19 protein-coding genes and 1 pseudogene are annotated in these 19,730 nt (G+C 37.6%); 8 read left to right on the plus strand and 12 right to left on the minus strand.

Annotated elements, in window-relative coordinates; genetic code table 11:
• Positions 1 to 32: 32 nt before the first annotated feature.
• The 5 genes from ACQKIH_RS07785 to ACQKIH_RS07805 all read left to right on the plus strand — a co-directional run bounded on the left by ACQKIH_RS07785 (position 33) and on the right by ACQKIH_RS07805 (position 3,511).
• Positions 33 to 494, plus strand: a complete 462-nt coding sequence (locus ACQKIH_RS07785; protein WP_427764767.1) for a RidA family protein — start codon at positions 33 to 35, stop codon at positions 492 to 494.
• Positions 495 to 507: 13 nt separating this feature from the next.
• Positions 508 to 1,491 (plus strand): threonine ammonia-lyase, encoded by a 984-nt coding sequence (locus ACQKIH_RS07790; protein WP_427764770.1) that lies wholly within the window; start codon positions 508 to 510, stop codon positions 1,489 to 1,491.
• A 319-nt stretch (positions 1,492 to 1,810) separates the two neighbouring features.
• The gene (locus ACQKIH_RS07795; RefSeq protein WP_427764773.1) at positions 1,811 to 2,329 is read left to right on the plus strand and encodes a DUF6773 family protein; all 519 of its coding nucleotides are present in this window, start codon (positions 1,811 to 1,813) and stop codon (positions 2,327 to 2,329) included.
• A gap of 6 nt (positions 2,330 to 2,335) precedes the next feature.
• A complete protein-coding gene (locus ACQKIH_RS07800; RefSeq protein ID WP_427764775.1) occupies positions 2,336 to 2,533 on the plus strand; it encodes a helix-turn-helix transcriptional regulator in 198 nt (65 codons plus the stop codon).
• Positions 2,534 to 2,872: 339 nt separating this feature from the next.
• A complete protein-coding gene (locus ACQKIH_RS07805) occupies positions 2,873 to 3,511 on the plus strand; it encodes a LysE family translocator (RefSeq protein ID WP_057985500.1) in 639 nt (212 codons plus the stop codon).
• A gap of 45 nt (positions 3,512 to 3,556) precedes the next feature.
• Here the strand turns inward: ACQKIH_RS07805 and ACQKIH_RS07810 are convergent, their stop codons facing one another.
• The 3 genes from ACQKIH_RS07810 to ACQKIH_RS07820 all read right to left on the minus strand — a co-directional run bounded on the left by ACQKIH_RS07810 (position 3,557) and on the right by ACQKIH_RS07820 (position 6,468).
• Positions 3,557 to 4,279 carry a hypothetical protein gene (locus ACQKIH_RS07810; RefSeq protein ID WP_427764778.1) on the minus strand — a complete coding sequence of 241 codons (723 nt, stop codon included), beginning with the start codon at positions 4,277 to 4,279 and terminating at the stop codon, positions 3,557 to 3,559.
• Complete coding sequence (locus ACQKIH_RS07815) at positions 4,272 to 4,970, minus strand: hypothetical protein (RefSeq protein ID WP_427764780.1); 699 nt, start codon at positions 4,968 to 4,970, stop codon at positions 4,272 to 4,274. Before ACQKIH_RS07815 ends, ACQKIH_RS07810 begins: the two co-directional genes overlap by 8 nt.
• A gap of 439 nt (positions 4,971 to 5,409) precedes the next feature.
• The gene (locus ACQKIH_RS07820) at positions 5,410 to 6,468 is read right to left on the minus strand and encodes a PQQ-dependent sugar dehydrogenase (RefSeq protein ID WP_427764783.1); all 1,059 of its coding nucleotides are present in this window, start codon (positions 6,466 to 6,468) and stop codon (positions 5,410 to 5,412) included.
• Between the two features lie 239 nt (positions 6,469 to 6,707).
• Here ACQKIH_RS07820 and ACQKIH_RS07825 point away from each other — a divergent pair, with 239 nt between their 5' ends.
• Both ACQKIH_RS07825 and ACQKIH_RS07830 read left to right on the plus strand, forming a co-directional pair.
• Positions 6,708 to 6,971: a Parvovirus coat protein VP1-like protein gene (locus ACQKIH_RS07825; protein ID WP_427764786.1), complete on the plus strand. Its 264-nt coding sequence runs from the start codon at positions 6,708 to 6,710 to the stop codon at positions 6,969 to 6,971.
• A gap of 289 nt (positions 6,972 to 7,260) precedes the next feature.
• A complete protein-coding gene (locus tag ACQKIH_RS07830) occupies positions 7,261 to 8,541 on the plus strand; it encodes a histidine--tRNA ligase (protein ID WP_427764789.1) in 1,281 nt (426 codons plus the stop codon).
• 137 nt (positions 8,542 to 8,678) lie between these two features.
• On the opposite strand, the gene ACQKIH_RS07835 is transcribed toward ACQKIH_RS07830, so the two are convergent.
• The 9 genes from ACQKIH_RS07835 to ACQKIH_RS07875 form a co-directional block, all read right to left on the minus strand.
• Complete coding sequence (locus ACQKIH_RS07835; protein WP_427764792.1) at positions 8,679 to 9,119, minus strand: ASCH domain-containing protein; 441 nt, start codon at positions 9,117 to 9,119, stop codon at positions 8,679 to 8,681.
• Entirely contained in the window at positions 9,116 to 10,729 is a 1,614-nt protein-coding gene (gene abc-f, locus ACQKIH_RS07840) for a ribosomal protection-like ABC-F family protein (protein WP_427764794.1), read from the minus strand. Before abc-f ends, ACQKIH_RS07835 begins: the two co-directional genes overlap by 4 nt.
• A 110-nt stretch (positions 10,730 to 10,839) precedes the next feature.
• Entirely contained in the window at positions 10,840 to 10,962 is a 123-nt protein-coding gene (locus ACQKIH_RS07845) for an RAxF-45 family protein (protein WP_427764797.1), read from the minus strand.
• Between the two features lie 131 nt (positions 10,963 to 11,093).
• Complete coding sequence (locus ACQKIH_RS07850; RefSeq protein WP_427764799.1) at positions 11,094 to 12,134, minus strand: acyl-CoA dehydrogenase family protein; 1,041 nt, start codon at positions 12,132 to 12,134, stop codon at positions 11,094 to 11,096.
• A gap of 19 nt (positions 12,135 to 12,153) precedes the next feature.
• Positions 12,154 to 12,669 (minus strand): DUF4242 domain-containing protein, encoded by a 516-nt coding sequence (locus ACQKIH_RS07855; RefSeq protein WP_427764802.1) that lies wholly within the window; start codon positions 12,667 to 12,669, stop codon positions 12,154 to 12,156.
• A gap of 20 nt (positions 12,670 to 12,689) precedes the next feature.
• Positions 12,690 to 13,451: an ABC transporter permease gene (locus ACQKIH_RS07860; RefSeq protein WP_427764804.1), complete on the minus strand. Its 762-nt coding sequence runs from the start codon at positions 13,449 to 13,451 to the stop codon at positions 12,690 to 12,692.
• Between the two features lie 19 nt (positions 13,452 to 13,470).
• Positions 13,471 to 14,400 carry an ABC transporter substrate-binding protein gene (locus ACQKIH_RS07865; RefSeq protein WP_427764806.1) on the minus strand — a complete coding sequence of 310 codons (930 nt, stop codon included), beginning with the start codon at positions 14,398 to 14,400 and terminating at the stop codon, positions 13,471 to 13,473.
• A gap of 10 nt (positions 14,401 to 14,410) precedes the next feature.
• The gene (locus ACQKIH_RS07870; RefSeq protein ID WP_427764808.1) at positions 14,411 to 15,187 is read right to left on the minus strand and encodes an ABC transporter ATP-binding protein; all 777 of its coding nucleotides are present in this window, start codon (positions 15,185 to 15,187) and stop codon (positions 14,411 to 14,413) included.
• 843 nt (positions 15,188 to 16,030) lie between these two features.
• Positions 16,031 to 17,965: an S-layer protein gene (locus tag ACQKIH_RS07875; RefSeq protein ID WP_427764811.1), complete on the minus strand. Its 1,935-nt coding sequence runs from the start codon at positions 17,963 to 17,965 to the stop codon at positions 16,031 to 16,033.
• Between the two features lie 908 nt (positions 17,966 to 18,873).
• Here ACQKIH_RS07875 and ACQKIH_RS07880 point away from each other — a divergent pair.
• A pseudogene (locus tag ACQKIH_RS07880) lies at positions 18,874 to 19,611 on the plus strand (SLC13 family permease); the annotation flags it as partial.
• Positions 19,612 to 19,730 lie beyond the last annotated feature (119 nt).

Raw genomic sequence — 19,730 nt, forward strand, 5'->3', positions numbered from 1 at the left:
GAAGCAATACGATATCGAGAGGAGTTTTTTTCTTGAATACCATTGAACAGCGCCTACATGAATTAGGCTTACAACTACCTGAGGCAACACCTCCACTTTACCATTATGTACCTATAACAATTCATCAAAATGTTGCGTATGTTAGCGGACAAGTACCGCGTATTAATGGACAGATTCCGTTTCCCGGTAAAGTTGGACAAGATGTCACAATCGAGCAAGCAAGTGAGCTCGCGGAATACTGTGTGTTAAAAGGTCTTAGCTGTTTGAAGGCACAGATTGGTTCACTCGATCAGGTCGAACAAATCCTTAAAATAACGGGCTACGTTCAAGCAGCAACTGACTTTTATGAGCCATCAAAAGTGCTCGATGCAGCTTCTGCTCTACTCGAAAAAATCTTTGGTGAAAAAGGTCGCCATACGCGCACTGCTGTTGGGGTCGCGACATTACCTAGCAACACACCCGTTGAAATTGATTTTATAATCGCAATTAAATAAGGGGGGATAAACGATGATTACATTAAAAAATATTCAAGTTGCAAAACAGCGTATACAAAACGTCGTCTATGAAACGCCACTTCTTCAATCAGAGCAACTTTCGAATTTATGTGGCAATCAGTTATTTTTTAAAGCAGAACACCTACAAAAAACTGGTTCATTTAAAATACGAGGGGCAAGTAATATGGTCATCCATGCGATTGAAAACGGCGCACAGCATGTTACAACCGCATCATCTGGCAATCACGGGCAAGCGGTTAGCTACGTTGCTAATAAATACAGCGTTCCTTCAACCATTGTTGTGCCTGAAAACGCGAGCCAATGCAAAATTAATGCCATCCTTGGTTACAATGGGCAGGTTGAAAAGTGTGGAACTACGTCTGGAGAACGTCTGCCAAGGGCACAGCAAATTGCCGATGAACAAAACGGCATCTATATTCCCCCTTATGACGATCCACTTATTATGGCTGGACAAGGAACGGTCGGGCTTGAAATTTTACAGCAGCTTCATGACATTGATGCCATCATTGTACCAATTGGAGGTGGCGGCTTAATTTCAGGTATTTTAACCGCGGTAAAAGAAACAAACCCTGCTATTCGAATAATTGGTGTTGAGCCTGAGCTAGCGAATGATACATATTTATCATTAAAAAACAAAAAAATTACTGCGATTCCTGCAACAAATACGATTGCAGATGGCTTACGAACAAACCAACCCGGTGATTTAACGTTTCCAGTGCTAGCAAAATATTTAGATGATTTAGTTCTCGTAAGTGAGGACGAAATTCGTATGGCCTTTAGTCTTGTGCTCGAACGTACAAAGCAACTAATCGAACCTTCAAGTGCCACAACTGTCGCAGCCGCGCTTTATAATAAGCTTAATATGCAAGGGAAAAACATCGTCACACTTATTTCTGGTGGCAATGTGGATATTGAAACTGTGCAAGGATTGATTGTGGATACAGCAAAAGCAAAAGCAAAAACTATGAACATGTAGTAAATCATTCCAACCTAAGAGGCCGCTAATATAAAAATTAGCGGCTATCCTTCTCCCTCCCCCCTTTCACTTCTACGCTTTACTTTCCTATCATTGATAGGTTGATATCCGCGATTAAAGTATTATCAAATGAATCTACTTCCAACTGTTCTAGAACTTTCATAAAAATTTGGAGATTCATTTTCACCATTACTCCCCAAATCAACACTAAAATAATTCCGAAAAGACAAAAATATATTCCTAAATGTCACATATAAATTGCATTATGCATATTATATTGTATAATAAAATTAACAAAAGGAATGGGGAGGAATTATTTATGGGGTTGTTCAAACGTAAAGTCATTGATGAACGCGTCCAAAATACGCAAAACAAAATTTATCGTGAAATTTACTATATCGTGTCTGTCATCTGCTTTATTTCATTAATTGCCAAAACAGTAATTTATGGCCGAGGGGTTGAACATGTGGCAACGGAGCTTGTCATTTTAGCAGCATGTGGCATTTATTATAGTTTTCGTGGGATGTATAGCGGCGTTTTATCCGAAGAGGTTGAGATCCATGATGCCAACAGCAAATACCGCTTTAGCACGAAAACAATCTTTCTTGGTATCCTTTGTGGTGTAGTAATCGCTCTAGCAATGGGATTAAATAGTGCCATCAATTACGCAGACAATAACACACAAGCACTTGAATATTTCTTTATGGTATTTTTTATTTCGTTAATTATTTATGTGCCTTTTTTAGCGGTGGTTTTATACACAAGCCACCAGTCAGCTATTAAAAAAAGCAAGCAAATTAATGATAAAATGCTTGAAGATGATGAAGATAAGTGGTGAAATGGAATGAAAAATGTACGCTTAAAAATGGCTCGTATCGAAATGGACTTGTCACAAGAAGAACTTGCAAAAAAAGTTGGAGTTACACGCCAAACAATTGGTTTAATTGAACTTGGCAAATACAACCCTACATTGAGTGTGTGTATCGCCATTTGCAAAACATTAAATAAAACACTAGATGAATTATTTTGGGAGCAATCCTAAACAAATTTCCAATAAAAACGCCACTTCTCAAATACAATAAGTGTATTTGAAAAATGGCGTTTTCTTTATTTTAATTACTGGACTCTCGATACAGGCTCCTCATTATCCCTCCACTCCTTCACTTCTATTTCTTCACAGTCCGAACTAAATTCAACATCTCTTTTTCGCGTCGTCCAATTTCCCCTCTCCCGCATCAATCAATATTTATTACCCTTGATGAGAAACTAATAAGCTATCTGCTTGACCCACTTTGAATATTAAATCTATTCCGAAAAAACCATTTACAACTGTTGTCATTATGATATAGTTCAATTCATATTGAAAAACAGAGGTGAAACAATGATCGAAAATCTTTGGGTGTTTGTGATGATTGCTACATTAATTGTTGTCATCCCAGGCGTCGACTTTTTGCTCGTCACAAAAAATACATTAAACTTCGGCAAAAATGCAGGTCATTTTACAACGTTGGGCATCATTTTAGCACTATTTATTTGGACATTACTCGCAGTGCTTGGTCTCGCAACGGTTGTGGCAAGTTCAATTGTGTTATTTACAATCATCAAATATTTAGGTGCGCTCTATTTAATTTGGTTAGGTATTCAAGCATTACTCGCGAAGAAGTCCTCAATGGGGGATTTATTGATAAAGGATCAACATATACAAATTCCTGAAAAAACATATCGCCATTGTTTTACACAAGGAATTGTGACCGATTTACTGAACCCGAAAACATTATTGCTGTATGTAACATTGATGCCGCAATTTATTAATACAGACGCAGCCGTTACCCCGCAACTACTCATGCTTGCGGCAATATTAATCGCGATTTCGATTATTTGGCTTGTGTTAGTCGTTTACATACTAAACATTATCCGCGCGTGGTTTTTACGCCCATCTGTACAATCCGTTTTTAATAAAATTACCGGCATTGTGTTAATTTCATTGGGGGTTAAGCTTGCCTTTGAACGCCAAGCATAACGTGTATGCCGTACTAGATTTTCATTTTAGTACGGCTTATCGTACTTACTCCAATTGCGACTTACCTACAACAAGAAGGTAATCAAATTTCCCCTTCGTATATTTATCCATATAATGGGTAGCACTTCCCGAGCTTTCTGGATATGTTTCCTCTCCCCCTTTAAAGAAATTTAATCCTAAATAATACGTGTGTCTTACATTAAACATGCCAAAAAAGTCAGATCCATTGTTATAAGGAAGTTCAAGCGCTTTTATGATCGTTGAAAAGTCTTCTGGAATTTTTAACGCGCCATAATTTTTGCCCTCACCTATTTTCTCCACAAGTTGCGTTTTCGGTTCATAGTAACTATCATCCCCCGAAATACTATAATAACGGTCATTCATTAAATACAATTTCATGTAATCCACTTCATCCGGCGGGTAATGCCACACAATATATTTCGTTTCTGGCGCATTTTTATCGAGCTGCCATACTTCTGCAAATTTATTATAGCCAAATGAAATTAAACGCCACTTCGCCCTTGACCAACGATAATAACTCATTCCCAGTTGCCCATTCTCCCTTACAAAAGGTACGAAATAATGCTCCTCATCTAGCTTAATAATTTCCTCGATTTTCTCCACCTTGATGCGGTCATTCGATGCACTCATTTCGTCCAAAATTTGCTGCTCATTTAAAAATTGTACGGGCTTTGTGAAATATAAATAATAGATGATGCAACTCACGACTACTGCCAAACTAATTATAATAATCCGTTTTTTATTCATCTGTGCTCACCTCACCAATGATCGATTGCTCAGATTTAAAATACATTTGATCATTTCTCGTCGTAATTAATATCCCTTTGCCATCGCGTTCGATGTAAATAAGCGGTGTAAAACCACTACCCCATTTTGCATTAGAACCTATTACTAAATAAGGAAAGCGCTCATTATGAACTCCATCCTCCCCTCCATATACTTCCCTATACCATTCATCACTAAAAAAATGATGTTCCTTAAAACTCTCTATTCTTTGGAATGCATCTAGTTCAAACTGTATATTTCCCTTAGCGGATGGGTGCGTAGGAATTATTTTTGCTTCGGACAAATCGCTTATATATGTATGAATATTTCCTTTAGGATAAATGGCTTGATGAATAAATAGTCCGCCTACTGTAAATGTAAAGAAAAGATAATTTGCAAAGAACCCTAACCAAGCATATTTCCGATATTTCTCCCAGCTATTTCGCCACCTTAATATCCCATAGAGCAGCCATAATCCTAACGGTAAAATAGCAATTTGAACGGCTTGCTTTAACAATGAGAACGTAAAGGAAAATGAAAATAATCCAACTAAAATAGCTATTATTACCTTCCACCAAATCGGTTTCTCCAGTTGTTGGCGGTAAATTTTAAAAGCCAGTGCCCCAATGATTAACCAGGCACTTGTCATCAAAATGACTGTTACGATATTCACTTTCCATACCCCCTTTCCAATAAACTAATTCGACAAATTCAAATGAATACTCTTTTAACCCATTCAAGGCAGTAGCTAAATAATCCTCTATCATGATCATTCTTCAATAGATTTCCCCATTTTCACGCAGTAACTAGCCAAACTTTTCCGTAAACTAGCCATTAAACCGTTTAAACTCGCCACTTTTCAAACGTTACTCGCCAAAATACATCGAAAACTAGCCGAATTAGTGTAGTAACTAGCCAAACCACGTTTTACTCGCCAAATTTATTCATTTACCAGCCAATTTCCCTGCTCCAAAAAAGATTCCATTGTAATTCATCCCAAACTAACCCATAACTTCAATTTTTAAAGCTACTATAACGACCGCAAATACTAAAAGGTTGTGCAAATTTATTTCAAGAACAAATTTCGGTGTTGATCCCTTTTATTTAAACCTTTATAACTCTAATTTAAATAATCGGTCATCTACCTTACTTGCTTGACCTCGACAGTCCGTATTATTAGTAATCCAATACAACGTGTCCCCTTCTATCCAAACATCGCGAATCCGCCCAACATAATTGATAATCGTGCGTACATCCTGCGTTTGTATATCAAATGCTAAAATGGCCGTCCCTCTTAATGCCGCTACATATAATTCCCCATTAGCACTCACCATGCCAGATGGAGCCCAAGTTGTGCTTGCACCAGACGTGAAGATTGGTGTAACGAGCCCTTGCTGTTGTTCACTACCTTCAATAATTGGCCAACCATAGTTTTTACCTGCTTGAATTTCATTTACTTCATCATTCGCGTTTTGCCCATGCTCCGTTGCATACATTTTCCCATCTGCCGTCCAAGTAAGTCCTTGAGGATTGCGGTGTCCATAACTAAATATATAATAATGATCGAACGGATTATCGTCAGGAATTGAGCCATCTATATTAAGGCGCAATATTTTACCAGCAAGCGAAAGTTTGTCTTGTGCAAGCTCTGGGTTTGATGCATCACCAGTCGTTGCATAAAGCTTGCGATCTGGTCCTATTTTCAACCGCCCTCCGTGATGATACGTTCCACTTGGAATTTTATCTATGAGTACTTTTTCTTCATACCACACATCTTTTTTAAGCTGCAGCAAAACGATACGATTAAATTGTTCGCTCCCTTTTTCATACGTATAATAGGCAAAAGCTTGATTTGAATCTACAAAATCCGGTGCTAATACAAAGCCAAGTAACCCTGCCTCTGACGCTGTTGATAAGTGCTGTTTAAGTTGTACTTTTTGGCGCACCGTTTTATCATCTTGGATTTTTACAATTGCCCCCGTACGCTCCGTTATGAAAAAAGTGTTTTCTATTTTTTCAATAGCCCATGGTGCCTGTAAATTTTGTGCGATTACCTCTGCTACATTTACTCCCTTTGCTTGCCCTATTTCCATCACAGTTTGTTGATCTTTTTTCGAGCAGCCAGCTAACAATAACAACGTCACACCGAAACTTGCCATAAACTTTAGCATTTAGAATCCCCCTTCCTAGTAACGTTTCTCCTTTTTATTTTCCCCATAGCCGTTCTCATAACCTCTTTTGTTGAAAATTTTCTTTAAAATCTATTCTCCAAACTAGAATAAGAGCCAAACAAAACATTAAGATAAATTTACTATTCCCTCTCACACCTTCTCTAGTTTTTAGCCTCTTCTCCACAATTAAAAATTACATATTTTAGAGTATAAATACATTTTAGAAAGGGTGAAAAATGATGAGCAGAAGTAGAAAAACTGGTTTTTGTTATCCTGGTTATAAATACTGTGGTCCCGGCTGTTCTGGTCCAGGAAAACCAACGAACGCTGTTGATGCCTGTTGTAAATTACATGACGAATGTTATTCAAAACATGGTAGAACAAAGCAGTGCGATGAAATATTTCAAAAGTGTTTATTACCAAAAATGAACTCTCACAGCCGAATGGGAAGGAACGCCAAACTGTTTTATAATGTTTTCAAAATACGGAATACTTTTTTGTAAATGAAGGGCGCTTTTCGTTTCTATGCTTCCAATATCATTTAACCTCTTTACATTTTAAGGATATTGCTGTATAGTACCCTTAACTTTAAGGGAGGTAATACTATGCTAAAACCAGCAAGAAAAACCTTTACTACAACACATCATCATATGGAATAGTCTTGCTATCTTTATTATTTTTTTAATATCGAATAGGAAGACTATTTTTCGTGAAATCGTATAAATAAAGCCGATTTAGGAGCTTTATGACTATACGATTTTTTTGTTTCCCAAAAATAAGGAGGTCGTTAGGATGAAAAAGATGGATTATCAAAATGTACGTGGAACTCAAGATTATTTGCCGAAGCAGGAAGTTGTTCGTCGTAAAATTCGTAGGACGCTAGAAGACACTTTCATTTCGTATGGTTGTAAACCGTTAGAGACGCCAATTATTAACTACACCGAGCTAATGGCTTCCAAATATGCGGGTGGTTCAGAAATCTTACAGGAAATGTATACACTAACAGACCGTGGAGAAAGGGATTTAGCATTGCGTTATGATTTAACAATTCCTTTTGCCAAAATAATCGCAATGAATCCGACTATTTCAATGCCATTCAAACGATATGAAATTGGCAAGGTTTTTCGCGACGGTCCGATTAAGGCTGGGCGTTTCCGTGAATTTACGCAATGTGATGTTGATATTGTTGGTGTAGAATCCCAAGCAGCAGAAGCCGAACTAATGATGATGGCAGTAGACGCATTTAAGAAGTTAGATGTAAAGATTACGATTCAATACAATAACCGCAAATTGTTATACGGAATGTTGACGTTATTTAACGTGCCATCGGAAAAAATGAATCGTGTTATTTTAATTTTAGACAAAATGGAGAAAATTGATCGAGCAATGTTAGTGAAGGAATTGGCAGAGATTGAGCTTTCAGAAAAGACTTTGCAGGAAATTGAGCAATTTTTAGATGCACAACCAACACTCAAATACTTTGAATCCTATACTTTTACTAATGAATTTGTGAAACAAGGAGTGCAGGAGTTAACAAAACTAGCTGCCTATTTATCTGCTCTAGGCATTGAACTAGAATGCATTTTCAATCCATTTTTAGCAAGAGGGCTCGAAATTTATACAGGAACCATTTATGAAATCTTTTTAGCAGACGGAAGCATAAAATCAAGCATCGGTAGTGGCGGACGCTATGATAATGCAATAGGTGGTCTACTTGGTACTGATCAGTCATACGCAACAGTGGGAATCTCATTTGGATTAGATGTTATTTATACAGCTTTGGAGCTAACAGGGAAAATAGTGAATAATTCCTCGGATATCGATATTTACATTATTCCAATCGATATGAAAAAGCAGGCGCTGATTTTAGCTGCAAAGTTACGCAATGATGGCTATAAAGTTGAGGTTGAGCTCAGTGGTAAAAAGGTACGAAAGGCAATGGAGCGAGCCAACCGCGAAAATATCCAGAAGACGATTGTACTTGGGGAAAATGAAGTATTTGCTAATATTTATAAAATTAAAGATATGGTTAGTGGAGAAGAGCAGGTGTTTAATTTTCCATTTGAACAATAATAGAGTGCACGGGGTTCTATTTGATAATGGAACTTACATTTACATTTATATTTTATCTAAAGATAATAGCAACCGGCGTAAACCTAGCGCCCGTTGCTATTTTTCACTTTAAAAGTTGCTCTATCATCCAACTACAATTATTTAGGATATACTCTTTCAAACCGATCACAGACAACGAGCATGTCTTCCGTAAACGCCATATCATATTCAGGCAATATTCGGTCAAAGAATGCTATATGTGCTTGTTTCCATTCTTCATACGTACCCGCACCCTCTTGTAATGCAAAATCAACCGGCACATTTTTAAATGGATATATTTCAATTGAATAAGTCTTAATAATAGCAACAGGTTCATCTTTACTATTCAAAATGATTTGGTAATCACCGACGACCGGCAGTTTATCGCCTTCTACTTCATATAAAGGATAACTTGAACACGTCGCACGTTTCGTTCCATCTAGCACTAAGCTTGCTAACCAATCTGCTTTCTCTCCAAATTGAAATGCTTCTGTATAGCGAATGTTTTGTAAGTCCTCTTGCTCGCAAAAATGCTGCCAATAAGCATCAATATTATTCATTGTTGTAACTCCCTTTGTTTTAAATTCGCCCACTTAAATGGACCTTCATGCAAGGTTAATTGTTGATTTGCTAACCAAGCCGTTTTTGTAAATAATTTTTGTAAGAAGAAACGGTCATGACTAATTGTCACAATTGTTCCTTCGAAATGTTCAAGTGCTTCCTCTAACGCTTCTCTCGATTCAATATCTAAATGATTCGTTGGTTCATCTAGTACGAGTACATTGCATTTTTGTACCATTAGCTGCGCTAAACGCAGTCGCATTTTTTCGCCACCACTTAATTGCTCTACTTTTTTAAACACGTCGTGGCCGTAAAATAAAAATCGTGCCAGCATGTGCCGTGCATCATATTCTGTCAGTGATACTTCCTCTCGAAACGCATCGATAAGTCGTTGTTTGCCATCAAATTGGTCAAACTGCTGGGCGAGATAGCCGATTTTTAAGTTACTCCCATGTTTTAATTCTCCATCAAGTGGTACTATTTCACCTAACAGTATTTTTAATAATGTGGATTTTCCTGTCCCGTTATTGCCAACAATCGCTAATCGATCCTGATAATACACCGACAGCTGCAAATCCATGAATAAAAAATCATGTTCAAAACCATGCGTAATATTTTGTAATACAAACACTTCTTTTCCTGTTCGATCATCCGCTTTTAATTGTAAATTCATTGCTCTCTCTGTTTTTGGCTTCTTCACTAATTCTATTCGCTCCAACATTTTTTCCATCGCCTTCGCTTTTCGGAATAAATCTGGATTTGGAGGAGAAGCTTCATTTGCCCATTGACGTAAGCGACGAATTGCCTCCTTTATTTTTTGAATCTTTTTCTGCTGTTCTTGATAAGCTGCGAACTGCTCAGCTAGTTTTGCTTCTTTTTGCTGAAGATAATCATCATAGTTGCCTTTACTCATCCAAATATCGCCATCTTCAATTTCTGCAACCTTTTGTACGATGTTATTTAAAAACATACGGTCGTGTGAAACGACAACGACAGCACCTTTGAAATAATGCAAATAATCTTCTAACCATTCAATAGCAGCTAAATCTAAATGGTTAGTCGGTTCATCTAACAAAAGAATATCTGGCTGCTTTAGTAAAATTTGCGCGAGCATCACCTTCGTCTTTTCGCCACCACTTAAAGCTACAAATGGTTGTTCTAATAGTTTCGTAATCTTTAATCCATTTGCAATCGAAGAAATTTTCGCTTCTATTTCATAACCACCACTAGCCATATATTGCTCTTGTAAATCTCCGTACTGAAGAAGAATTTTCTCATTAGTATCCGTAAGCATACGCTGCTCCAAATTTACTAAACGAGCTTTTATAGCATGTAACTTTGTAAATGCCTCAGACAATACATCAAAGACAGTTACATCTGTGTAGGCAGGAATTTGATGCATATATCCAATTGTTTTCCCCTTTACTTTCATGACACGGCCTTGATCTGGTTGCTCAATACCTGCCAGCACTTTAAATAATGTCGTTTTCCCACTACCATTGCGACCAACAATCGCAATACGTTCTCCAGCCTTTACTTCAAATGAAAGTCCTTTAAAGATGGTGTTGCCACCCATTATCATCGTTATATTTTCTGCTTTTAATTGCATAAATCTACGCCTCCATTGCGTAGCTGAAAATGCATACAAAAAAGACCACTCATTAACTGAGCAGTCTTCCACAATTTGTGAAAAGAATGACGTCAATCAGCTACGGTTTACTATTGAATTTGCTTAAAAAAGGGCACACTTATCCCGTTGAGCGCAAAATCAAAAGTAATGACACGTGCAAAATACATCGCTGTATCTACCTTTACACCTGTCGTCATAGCTAATTTCATCATCCTTCTCACCTCCGTCCATCTAATCTTTCTTAATATTACCATATTTCAATTAAAATGAAAAGCTCCTCACAGCTGTAGCCATGAAGAGCTCTTCATCAATGTAAAATTCCCCATACACCAGGAGCAAAACGCTAAAAACTCGCCCTTAACTTCTCTAAATGACGAACAGTTGGTGTTAAATTCGCAAAGAAATACGCTTCACGTAATTTGCGCGAGGCAACGCTACCTGCTACATAACCCGCTGCCCCGTTATGCATCATATTTGCTTGAACTGCTGCTAATGTAGCTTGCACGGTTTCCAAACGGATGTTAACAACTTCTTTTAAATCCACCTGCCGCGCTGCATGCTCCAATTCCGCATTTAGGCGATCATACTGCGCAAATAACTCCCTTGCCTGCACTTGTAAATAGTCATTACAACCATTTTGCTTAGCTTTTACTTTTTCAATGCCATCTCCAGCCGCTGCAATTACACCAAGACCAAGTGGAATTTGATAATAAATAAAAGTAGGACGAATTTCATCACAAAAAGCGCGCGCATCCTCTGCAATAACTTGGTTCGTAGGAATAAATACTTGATTAAATTTACACGTATAAGTCGCACTCCCATTAACACCGATGAAACCTACTTTTTCTTTCAGCTCTAGACCAGGTGTATTAGTTGAAACGAGTACCATAACATCTCGGTCTCCTAATGCAGCAATGGCACCGAAATAATGGCGATTCCCTAAATTCGAAACAGCCGGTAAAACCCCGTTAATCATATAGCCCTCTGCTGTTTGCCGTGCTGTTAAAAGCAATTCTTCAAGCCCAGAATAATGCTTCATTGGATTTGATAAACCGGTAGCCCCGAGCAGCTCACCTTGCTCAAGCTTTGGTAAAATCATTGCCTGCAAATGCTCATTTTTACTCGTGCGTAAGTACGTTAATGCGGCTAAATGGCACCAAATACAAAACGCTGTTGTCATGCAAACTTTTGCCGTTTCACGCACAACGGCTGCCCCATCTTGTAAAATCGTCGCCTGCTCTTTACCAGCAGAATTGAAAAAACCTGCTTCACTTAGCGCGAGTATATAATCTTCTGCATAATGCGCCTGCTCATCTACTTTTTTAACGACGGGTTTTAATTTTTTCCCAATGATCTGTTGTAGGTGATTTGTATCGATAGCCATTGTCACCGCATCCTTCCTATTAATCCGCTAATTCAGTTAATGAAGTAATCGGTGTTGATACGGCTTCACGTGCACGTTTTACCGCTGCTTCGTCTGGTGCATCATAGAAACATAAGCATTTTGTCATATCTTCACACACATACGTGCGAGAAAATTTTACATCGGGTACTTCTTCATATTTCACAGAGTTTTTCTTTTTACGCTCTAAATATTTTTCCATTGTGATTTCTGCTGGAATTTCCCACTCTACTAAGTAGTTTACTTGCTCAACACCCGCTTTTACTTCCGCTAATTCTTTTCCGATTAAACGCACTTCTTTTACTAAATCGATGATTATATTTTGTAAAACAATCGCCTTTATTGCCGCCGCTCCATCTGTTGCTTCAATGATGAAATAGCTACGTGAAAAGTCTTTCGCTACTTGTACTTCAACGACCACAATCCCTTCTGTTGCGTGGATTTTCTCGACCAAAGCTGAAAATGCCTCTTTTGATGTAACCTCGTTAATTGTTGATTCGACTAAAAATAAATTCATTTGTAATTCCTCCTAGTTTTTTATTGGGTACCGCCCCAAATGCGGTTCACCCATGTTTCGAAATAATGAATACATTTATCCAAAATTAAACCAAGCCCCCCGATGACCACGATGCATGCCATGACAAGATCTAAACTGAGGGAATTGCGTGCATCAACAATTAAGAAACCAAGTCCCGACTGTGCCCCCACCATCTCACCTGCTACTAAGAAAATCCAAGCAGATCCTAGCGCCATATGTAAACCATTGGCGACCATTGGAAATGAAGCGGGCAATACGATTTTCCATAACGTCTCTACTCGGCTCATTTCGAAGTTTGCAGCAATGCGCAAATACGTTTTATCAACCTTTTTTACCGCTGAAACAGTCGATAATAAGACTGGGAAAAATGCAGCGATGAAAATAATTACGATGGCTGGCATATTGCCAATCCCAAACCATAGAACGATAAACGGTGACCAAGCAATTGGAGACACGGGTCTTAACACTTGAACGACCGGGTCTAGTACTTGCCATACAACGGGTAAGCGACCTAAAACTAACCCGAGTAATACGGCTACGAAAACCGCCGTTACATAACCCGTAAAGAAACGAAATAAACTAATTTGAATATGTGTAAATATGGAGCCATCTACTATGGTGGAAACCAATGCTTCTCCCACTTTTAATGGCGGAGGGAAAAGCGCCGCCTGATGTCCACCGATAATGGCTGCAATTTGCCATACCGCAATGAGCAACACAAAGCCCATTACAATGAATAGGAATTTTTTCAACCTAGCCATAACTCCCCTCCGTCCAATGCTATTTTACAAAGCTGACATCGACAAATTCCTCAAATAGTGGTGGATTTTCTGATAAGCCCATTGTCGTTAAAGCATCTCGTAAAATGGTATAGCTTTCTTCTTGTATTTTTAAGTTATCGTATGAAATCCATGCAAGCGACAAATCTAGAACCTCTTTTTCTACTGTTAAATACTTGCCTACTACTTCATGTGTATGATTATCCTTCTGCTCTGCTAATTCACCACCAGCTACGTAATCATCCATAAAGCTTTGTACAAGTTCTTTATTTTTTTCGATAAATTGACCTCGCAGTACTAAGCCGCAGTCAATCGAATCTTGCCAAATTTCTTCAGATTGATAGAGCACCGTACCATTTTCAAGCGCAACGGACATCGCACCAAATGGCTCCGCTACAACATAGCCAGCAATTCGCCCTTCCGCAAGCGCAGCCGGCATTTCCGCAGGTGGTAGTTCAATCACATCTACTTCATCATAATGAATGCCATGCTTTTGCAGCATTTCATACAGTAAAATATTATGTGTAGAAAAGCGGCTCGGAATCGCGAATGACTTGCCTTTTAAATCTTCTACTGCCCGTATGTCATTGCCACCAATGAGCACGTTTCCATCCCGGTGTCCTAGAGCTACTGCTTTTAAATCAATACCCTTTTCCTTCGCATTCATTGCTAACTGAATTAGTACAGAAGCCCCGTCAATAGCACCTGTATTCAGCGCATCCATTAACTCTGGCCAAGAACCAAATTTCACGAGCTCCAACTGATATTCGTCATATTCAGTATCGGCTTGCATGTAAAGCGGTACGGCATGTGTGATTGGTAAATAACCAATTTTAATGGTCGGTTTTGCACCATCTACAGACTCTTCTCCACCACAAGCAGCTAATAGGAGTACGACCATTAGTAATGCTAGTGCATAAATTCTCTTCATCCCTTGCCTCCTAAATATTAAATTCGATTGTTGCTTTTTCCTGAGTAAATTGAAACTCATTAAAAATTAATTCGCGGTAATGTTGGAAATCCGAATCCGAACGATCACGTGGTTTTGCTAACTTCAGTGAAACTTCTTTATGAATCTCGCCCGGATTAGGCTTCATAATAAAGATACGATCTGATAAATAAAGCGCCTCATCAATATCATGCGTCACTAAAATAATAGTCATTTTCTCGCGTTGCTGAATTTGCATAAGCTCATCTTGCAAGTAATAGCGTGTAAAAGTATCCAGTGCGCCGAATGGTTCATCCATTAAAATGACCTCAGGCTGAATCGCAAGTGCTCTTGCAATGGCGACACGTTGCTGCATTCCCCCAGACAATTCGCTTGGCAACGATCCCGCACGATCTGCAAGACCTACCATTTCTAAATAATGTGTAACTCTCTCTTCCACCTCTTGCTTAGGTAACCCTGCACTCTCTAACCCTAATTCGACATTTTTGCGAACAGAACGCCATGGCAATAGCCCGTAATTTTGCATGAGCATGACACAGCGCTTACTTGGCTTCGTAATCGGTTGCCCGTCAAGCAGCACTCGCCCTTCATTCATTGGTTCAAAGCCACCAATACAATTCAGTAACGTACTCTTTCCGCAACCACTCTTCCCAAGAATCGCGATGACCTCGCCTTTTGCAATATTAAAAGACACATTATTTAAAACAAGTGGTCCGTGCTCACCGTATGTTTTCGATACACCGTCAATGGATACGAGCGATCCTGCCAAAATTAATCACCTCTTTTAATACCTATTATTCAACTAGGTTTTGTAATATATGAATTATATTATTCTATACGTTCCAATAAAACAACCCTTTTAGTCAAAATAATTTATTTTTTCTGATTTATTCAACTTCTGTTTAATCAATTTCAGAACGGGCGAAGAGCAACATAATTTAAAAGTGGACCATGCGGTGAAAGAGAAGCTTGGTATAAAGAAGGGCGCCTCTCGCAAACTGTGGTTCTATAGTGAAATATGATTTTAGAAGAGGCTGTCTAATAAATACCTGTTACAAAAAATCGCTTGAATTTAAAAATGCCAAAACGCTGTTAAAATCAACGTTTTGGCATTTTGTATTTCATATATTCCCTCTAGTTTTTAACCCCTTATTTCCTATCAAAAATCACATATTTTATAGTATCCAAAACTTTTTAATGGGGAGGTTAGATGATAAGTAGAATGAAAAAACTGACTTTTTTTCCTGGATATAAATAATGTGGGCCTGGCTGTTCTGGTCCTGGCGAGTCAACTAACCCAGTTGATTCTTGTTGTAAATTACATGATGAATGTTGCGCGCGCTATGTTCGTACAAAGCAGTGTGATGAATTGTTTCAAAAGTGTTTATTACCGCAAATGAACACTCATAGCAAGATGGGAAGAGATGCTAAACGGTTTTATAACTTTTTTAAATTACGGAATACTTTTAATTAGACGTTAGAAAAATGCTCCCTATCATAAATGAAAAACGCTTCATAGCATTAGCCACGAAGCGTTTTTCTTCTTTTGAATTGTGGAAGATGACGCTTTTTATCTAGCTTCCAGTCCATATATTCAAGTTATATGGTGGTATTACCTATTCCACCAATATGGATCACCATCCGGTCCATATTTATAAGAGTTTTCATAATTTTTAATGGCAGCATTTAAACTATCAATTGCAGTCGCGATGTCATATTGCGAATAATTATAGTTTTCTGCAACATATCGTGCGTTTGTAATAGCAGTATCAAAGGCATCTTTCGCTTCTTGGGTTGTCCATATCGTCGCATTATACGGAATGTTATCCCAATAATTATAACTAGTCACATAATATTTATAAGTTGAATCGATAAGCCCTGTCAGCTTTGATCTATCACCATAATATCCCCCATTGTTATTACCATAAGGACCATATTTCTGTGCGCTCTTATAAATTGCAAGGGCATTATTTAAATTGTTTATCGCATTTGTTATTATATTTTGTGTTGTATTGTAATTATTCGATACCGATTGAGCAGACTCAACCACAGAAATTAATGCATCCTTTTCTCCTTGTGTTGTCCATGGTATGTTCGTCGGTAAGTAAATACCTTCATTCCAAGAAACCTCTACATATTGCACAGAATTAATAAGTGACTGCAGTGTAGATCTATCACCTGCATATCCAGACATACCGTATTTCTGAGCGCTCTTATACGTTGTAATCGCACTTTCTAAATAATTCAGAGCGTTCACAATCTGTTCTAGCGAAGGGTTGTAACTATTCACAACTGATTGAGCAGATGTAACCGCTGAAACTAATGCATCTTTTTCGGCTTGAGTTGTCCACGCTGAATTTGAAGACAGCTCACTACCATTTCTCCAAGAAACTGTTACGTACTGCACGCTATTAATTAACACTGTAATTGCAGATTTATCACCTGTTACATGCTTTTTACCGTTCTTTTGAGCAGCTTTGTACGTTGCTAGAGCACTGTTTAATTGTGTGTGTGCAACATTTATTTGATCTTGTGAAGATTTTTTATCATTAGCCACTGCTTGAGCACTATTAAATATTGCCTCAAATGTACTTTTTTCTGCTTGAGTTGTCCATTTATCTGTAGAAGCAACATCATGCCCGGTAACAGACACAGCAACATAACCAGAAACAGCAATTAATGCGTTAAGAGCTGTTTTGTCCACGATTGTAACCGTAACATTTGCATTTTTATCATCGATTTTTACATCTTTAAATTGGTGAGAGGAATCTAAATCAACCTTTTTCCCCTTTTTAACTGTCACATGTTTAATTTGCCCTTCTCCGCTAAGACTAAAATCCTTCTTAACATCGATTAAAAGCTTCTCAACATCTGACTCCACTTTTAATTGAGGCACATCATCCGTTACGTTAATTTGTGTAAGTGATTTGTCAGAAATAAGACCAACTTTATTACGTTGAACATTAATTTCAGTTTTCGGCATATTCGTAAGAGAAACGTTGAACCAATTAATCTTATTCATGCGCAACGGCTGGAATTTTATTTTATCTCCAACTGAAACATTATTAAGCGTAAGTCCCTTTTTGACGCGGCTCGATACAATCAATTCTTTCTTAATCACAACATTTTGAATCTTTGTATAGTCAGCAGCTACCGTTAAACTCCCAGAAATCGTAGCCTCTCCACCATCAAAAACGATTGGCTTTTTAGCCGTACCTTTTTTAGATAAGATTAGCGATGTAATATTTGTGATTTTCCCATTTTCTATAGTTACTGTAGCTTGGGCATTTGCAAGCGCCGTTCGGTTTTCTGATTTAAAAATAGGCTTTAATGCATTGTTAACTGTCATTTGCCCACTAGATGTATAAATCGTATCATTTGAAAAACTCGTAATTGTAAGTGACACGGTTCCTGAAGGTATTTTTGACCCTTGATCCGCCACAACAATCGATTCAGGATTAATGGAAGCAGTTGCCGTTGAAACAGGTAATATTAGGGTTGCTGTCAGGGCAGTTGCCATAAAAGTATTTAGTGCCTTTTTCTTCAAAATAATCACTCCTAATTAAAATATTTCATATACAATGTACCATATTTGTAAATATTTCGTTAATTAATGTAGCGTATTCTTTTAATCTTTACTATTTACTAAAAGAAGAAACGGTATAATGGTCACAGAGATGGGTATATTCCAACGCTATAATTTGTATCTTTTTGAGGTAAACGAGCAAAATTTTTGTTCATTTCAAGATGAAATTGAGATGTTTTTAATCCAAAACGAGCCGAAAACAACATAAAATAGCGTCTATTTTTACCCTCACATGATGTTTCAATCTAACCAACTCATGTAAATAGACCTACAAATATTTGATGAGAAAAGCTATTAAAACACATAAAAACTTTAGAAAACAGGCATTTTTAGTCCTTATTTTCCTTCCATCTTTATTTATATATGCCAAACCACCCCTTTATTATTCAAACGAAATCATTTCCTTATTCACCCATTACACCCCATAAACCTCACGCCACTACATTTTCTTATCAAAAATAAATTAACCTTCTTTATTCACCGATGTTTGCTAGTTTGGCGTGGCAGCTTTATATTATTTGTGCACCTGGTACACATTTTTCACCGACCCATGTATAGAAAATTAAAAATAAACTATACTATTAAAGATTTCACTTCGAATCTAAATGACTAGGAGGGTTAACCCGATGAGTGCGAATGATCAATAACTCAGAAGGACCATCAATACTGAGTGCAGCTAAGCAACGTTTTCTTAGGACATTCTTAAGATTCAATGCGAAAGCGAGGCAGTGTGTCATGGAGTATTCAATGTAAGTGATATTCAAACCCGGAATTTAATTTCCGGGTCTTTTTTTGTCGAATAGCACTTCATATCTCCTTCTTATATGTATACAGGGAAAACTCATTTAAGTAGTAGTACTTGCCCTTTACTCTTTTTTATCATGATTAAATTAATCAAACCGGAAACGAATAATATCGCGAGTGGCAAAAATGTTATTCGCCATCAATTAACCGAACTTGGTCCATTAAAGCGAAAAGAAATCACATTAATTATTACTTCATTAATTTTATTATTTTTCTGGGCAACAGAAGGAATGTTGCACCCATTCGACACGACAACAATTACTATTGTGGCAATTGTCTTTTTACTAACTCCTAAAGTAGGCGTATTCAACTGGTAAGAAGCCTCTAGCCGCATCGACTGGGGAACATTAATTGTATTCTCAGTAGGGATCTCTTTAGGTTCTACATTATTAAGCACAAAAGGTGCCGCTTGGTTATCAGATACAATTTTCGGTTCGCTTGGCTTAAATATAATGCAATTTTTAGAGACGATTGCATTAGTTACAATCTTTAATATTATTATTCACTTAGGGTTTGCTTCTGCAACCAGTTTAGCTTCTACATTAATTCCGGTATTTATCGCATTATCCATGACTTTACCAATGCCTGTTGAAAACCAAATCGGCTTCGTTATTATTCAACAATTCGTCATTTGCTTCTGATTCCTATTGCCAGTAAGCGCACCGCAAAATATGCTTGCTTATGATACTGGCGCGTTTACAACGAAGGATTTCTTAAAATCAGGGATTCCTTTAACTATTTTCGGATTCATCTTAATTTTAATTTTTAGTGCGACTTACTGGAAATGGATTGGCATATTGTAATCGACTTCAATTCAAAATATGAACTAAAACAAACTAAAAAGAGTCCCATGTATTTCACACGGGACTCCCTCCATTCTAACTTTACATCATATATCTTTATAAATTGTAGTGAATTGTTT

Source organism: Solibacillus cecembensis, assembly GCF_050272495.1.
Taxonomy (GTDB): domain Bacteria; phylum Bacillota; class Bacilli; order Bacillales_A; family Planococcaceae; genus Solibacillus; species Solibacillus cecembensis.

Excerpts from the sequence above, each read along its gene's own strand:
- ACQKIH_RS07865 (WP_427764806.1), bottom strand. The coding sequence starts at position 14,400 with ATGAAGAGAATTTATGCACTAGCATTACTAATGGTCGTACTCCTATTA.
- ACQKIH_RS07790 (WP_427764770.1), top strand. The coding sequence starts at position 508 with ATGATTACATTAAAAAATATTCAAGTTGCAAAACAGCGTATACAAAAC.
- abc-f (WP_427764794.1), bottom strand. The coding sequence starts at position 10,729 with ATGCAATTAAAAGCAGAAAATATAACGATGATAATGGGTGGCAACACC.
- ACQKIH_RS07820 (WP_427764783.1), bottom strand. The coding sequence starts at position 6,468 with ATGCTAAAGTTTATGGCAAGTTTCGGTGTGACGTTGTTATTGTTAGCT.
- ACQKIH_RS07860 (WP_427764804.1), bottom strand. The coding sequence starts at position 13,451 with ATGGCTAGGTTGAAAAAATTCCTATTCATTGTAATGGGCTTTGTGTTG.
- ACQKIH_RS07835 (WP_427764792.1), bottom strand. The coding sequence starts at position 9,119 with ATGAATAATATTGATGCTTATTGGCAGCATTTTTGCGAGCAAGAGGAC.
- ACQKIH_RS07805 (WP_057985500.1), top strand. The coding sequence starts at position 2,873 with ATGATCGAAAATCTTTGGGTGTTTGTGATGATTGCTACATTAATTGTT.
- ACQKIH_RS07825 (WP_427764786.1), top strand. The coding sequence starts at position 6,708 with ATGAGCAGAAGTAGAAAAACTGGTTTTTGTTATCCTGGTTATAAATAC.
- ACQKIH_RS07810 (WP_427764778.1), bottom strand. The coding sequence starts at position 4,279 with ATGAATAAAAAACGGATTATTATAATTAGTTTGGCAGTAGTCGTGAGT.
- ACQKIH_RS07830 (WP_427764789.1), top strand. The coding sequence starts at position 7,261 with ATGAAAAAGATGGATTATCAAAATGTACGTGGAACTCAAGATTATTTG.
- ACQKIH_RS07855 (WP_427764802.1), bottom strand. The coding sequence starts at position 12,669 with ATGAATTTATTTTTAGTCGAATCAACAATTAACGAGGTTACATCAAAA.
- ACQKIH_RS07850 (WP_427764799.1), bottom strand. The coding sequence starts at position 12,134 with ATGGCTATCGATACAAATCACCTACAACAGATCATTGGGAAAAAATTA.
- ACQKIH_RS07845 (WP_427764797.1), bottom strand. The coding sequence starts at position 10,962 with ATGATGAAATTAGCTATGACGACAGGTGTAAAGGTAGATACAGCGATG.
- ACQKIH_RS07795 (WP_427764773.1), top strand. The coding sequence starts at position 1,811 with ATGGGGTTGTTCAAACGTAAAGTCATTGATGAACGCGTCCAAAATACG.
- ACQKIH_RS07800 (WP_427764775.1), top strand. The coding sequence starts at position 2,336 with ATGAAAAATGTACGCTTAAAAATGGCTCGTATCGAAATGGACTTGTCA.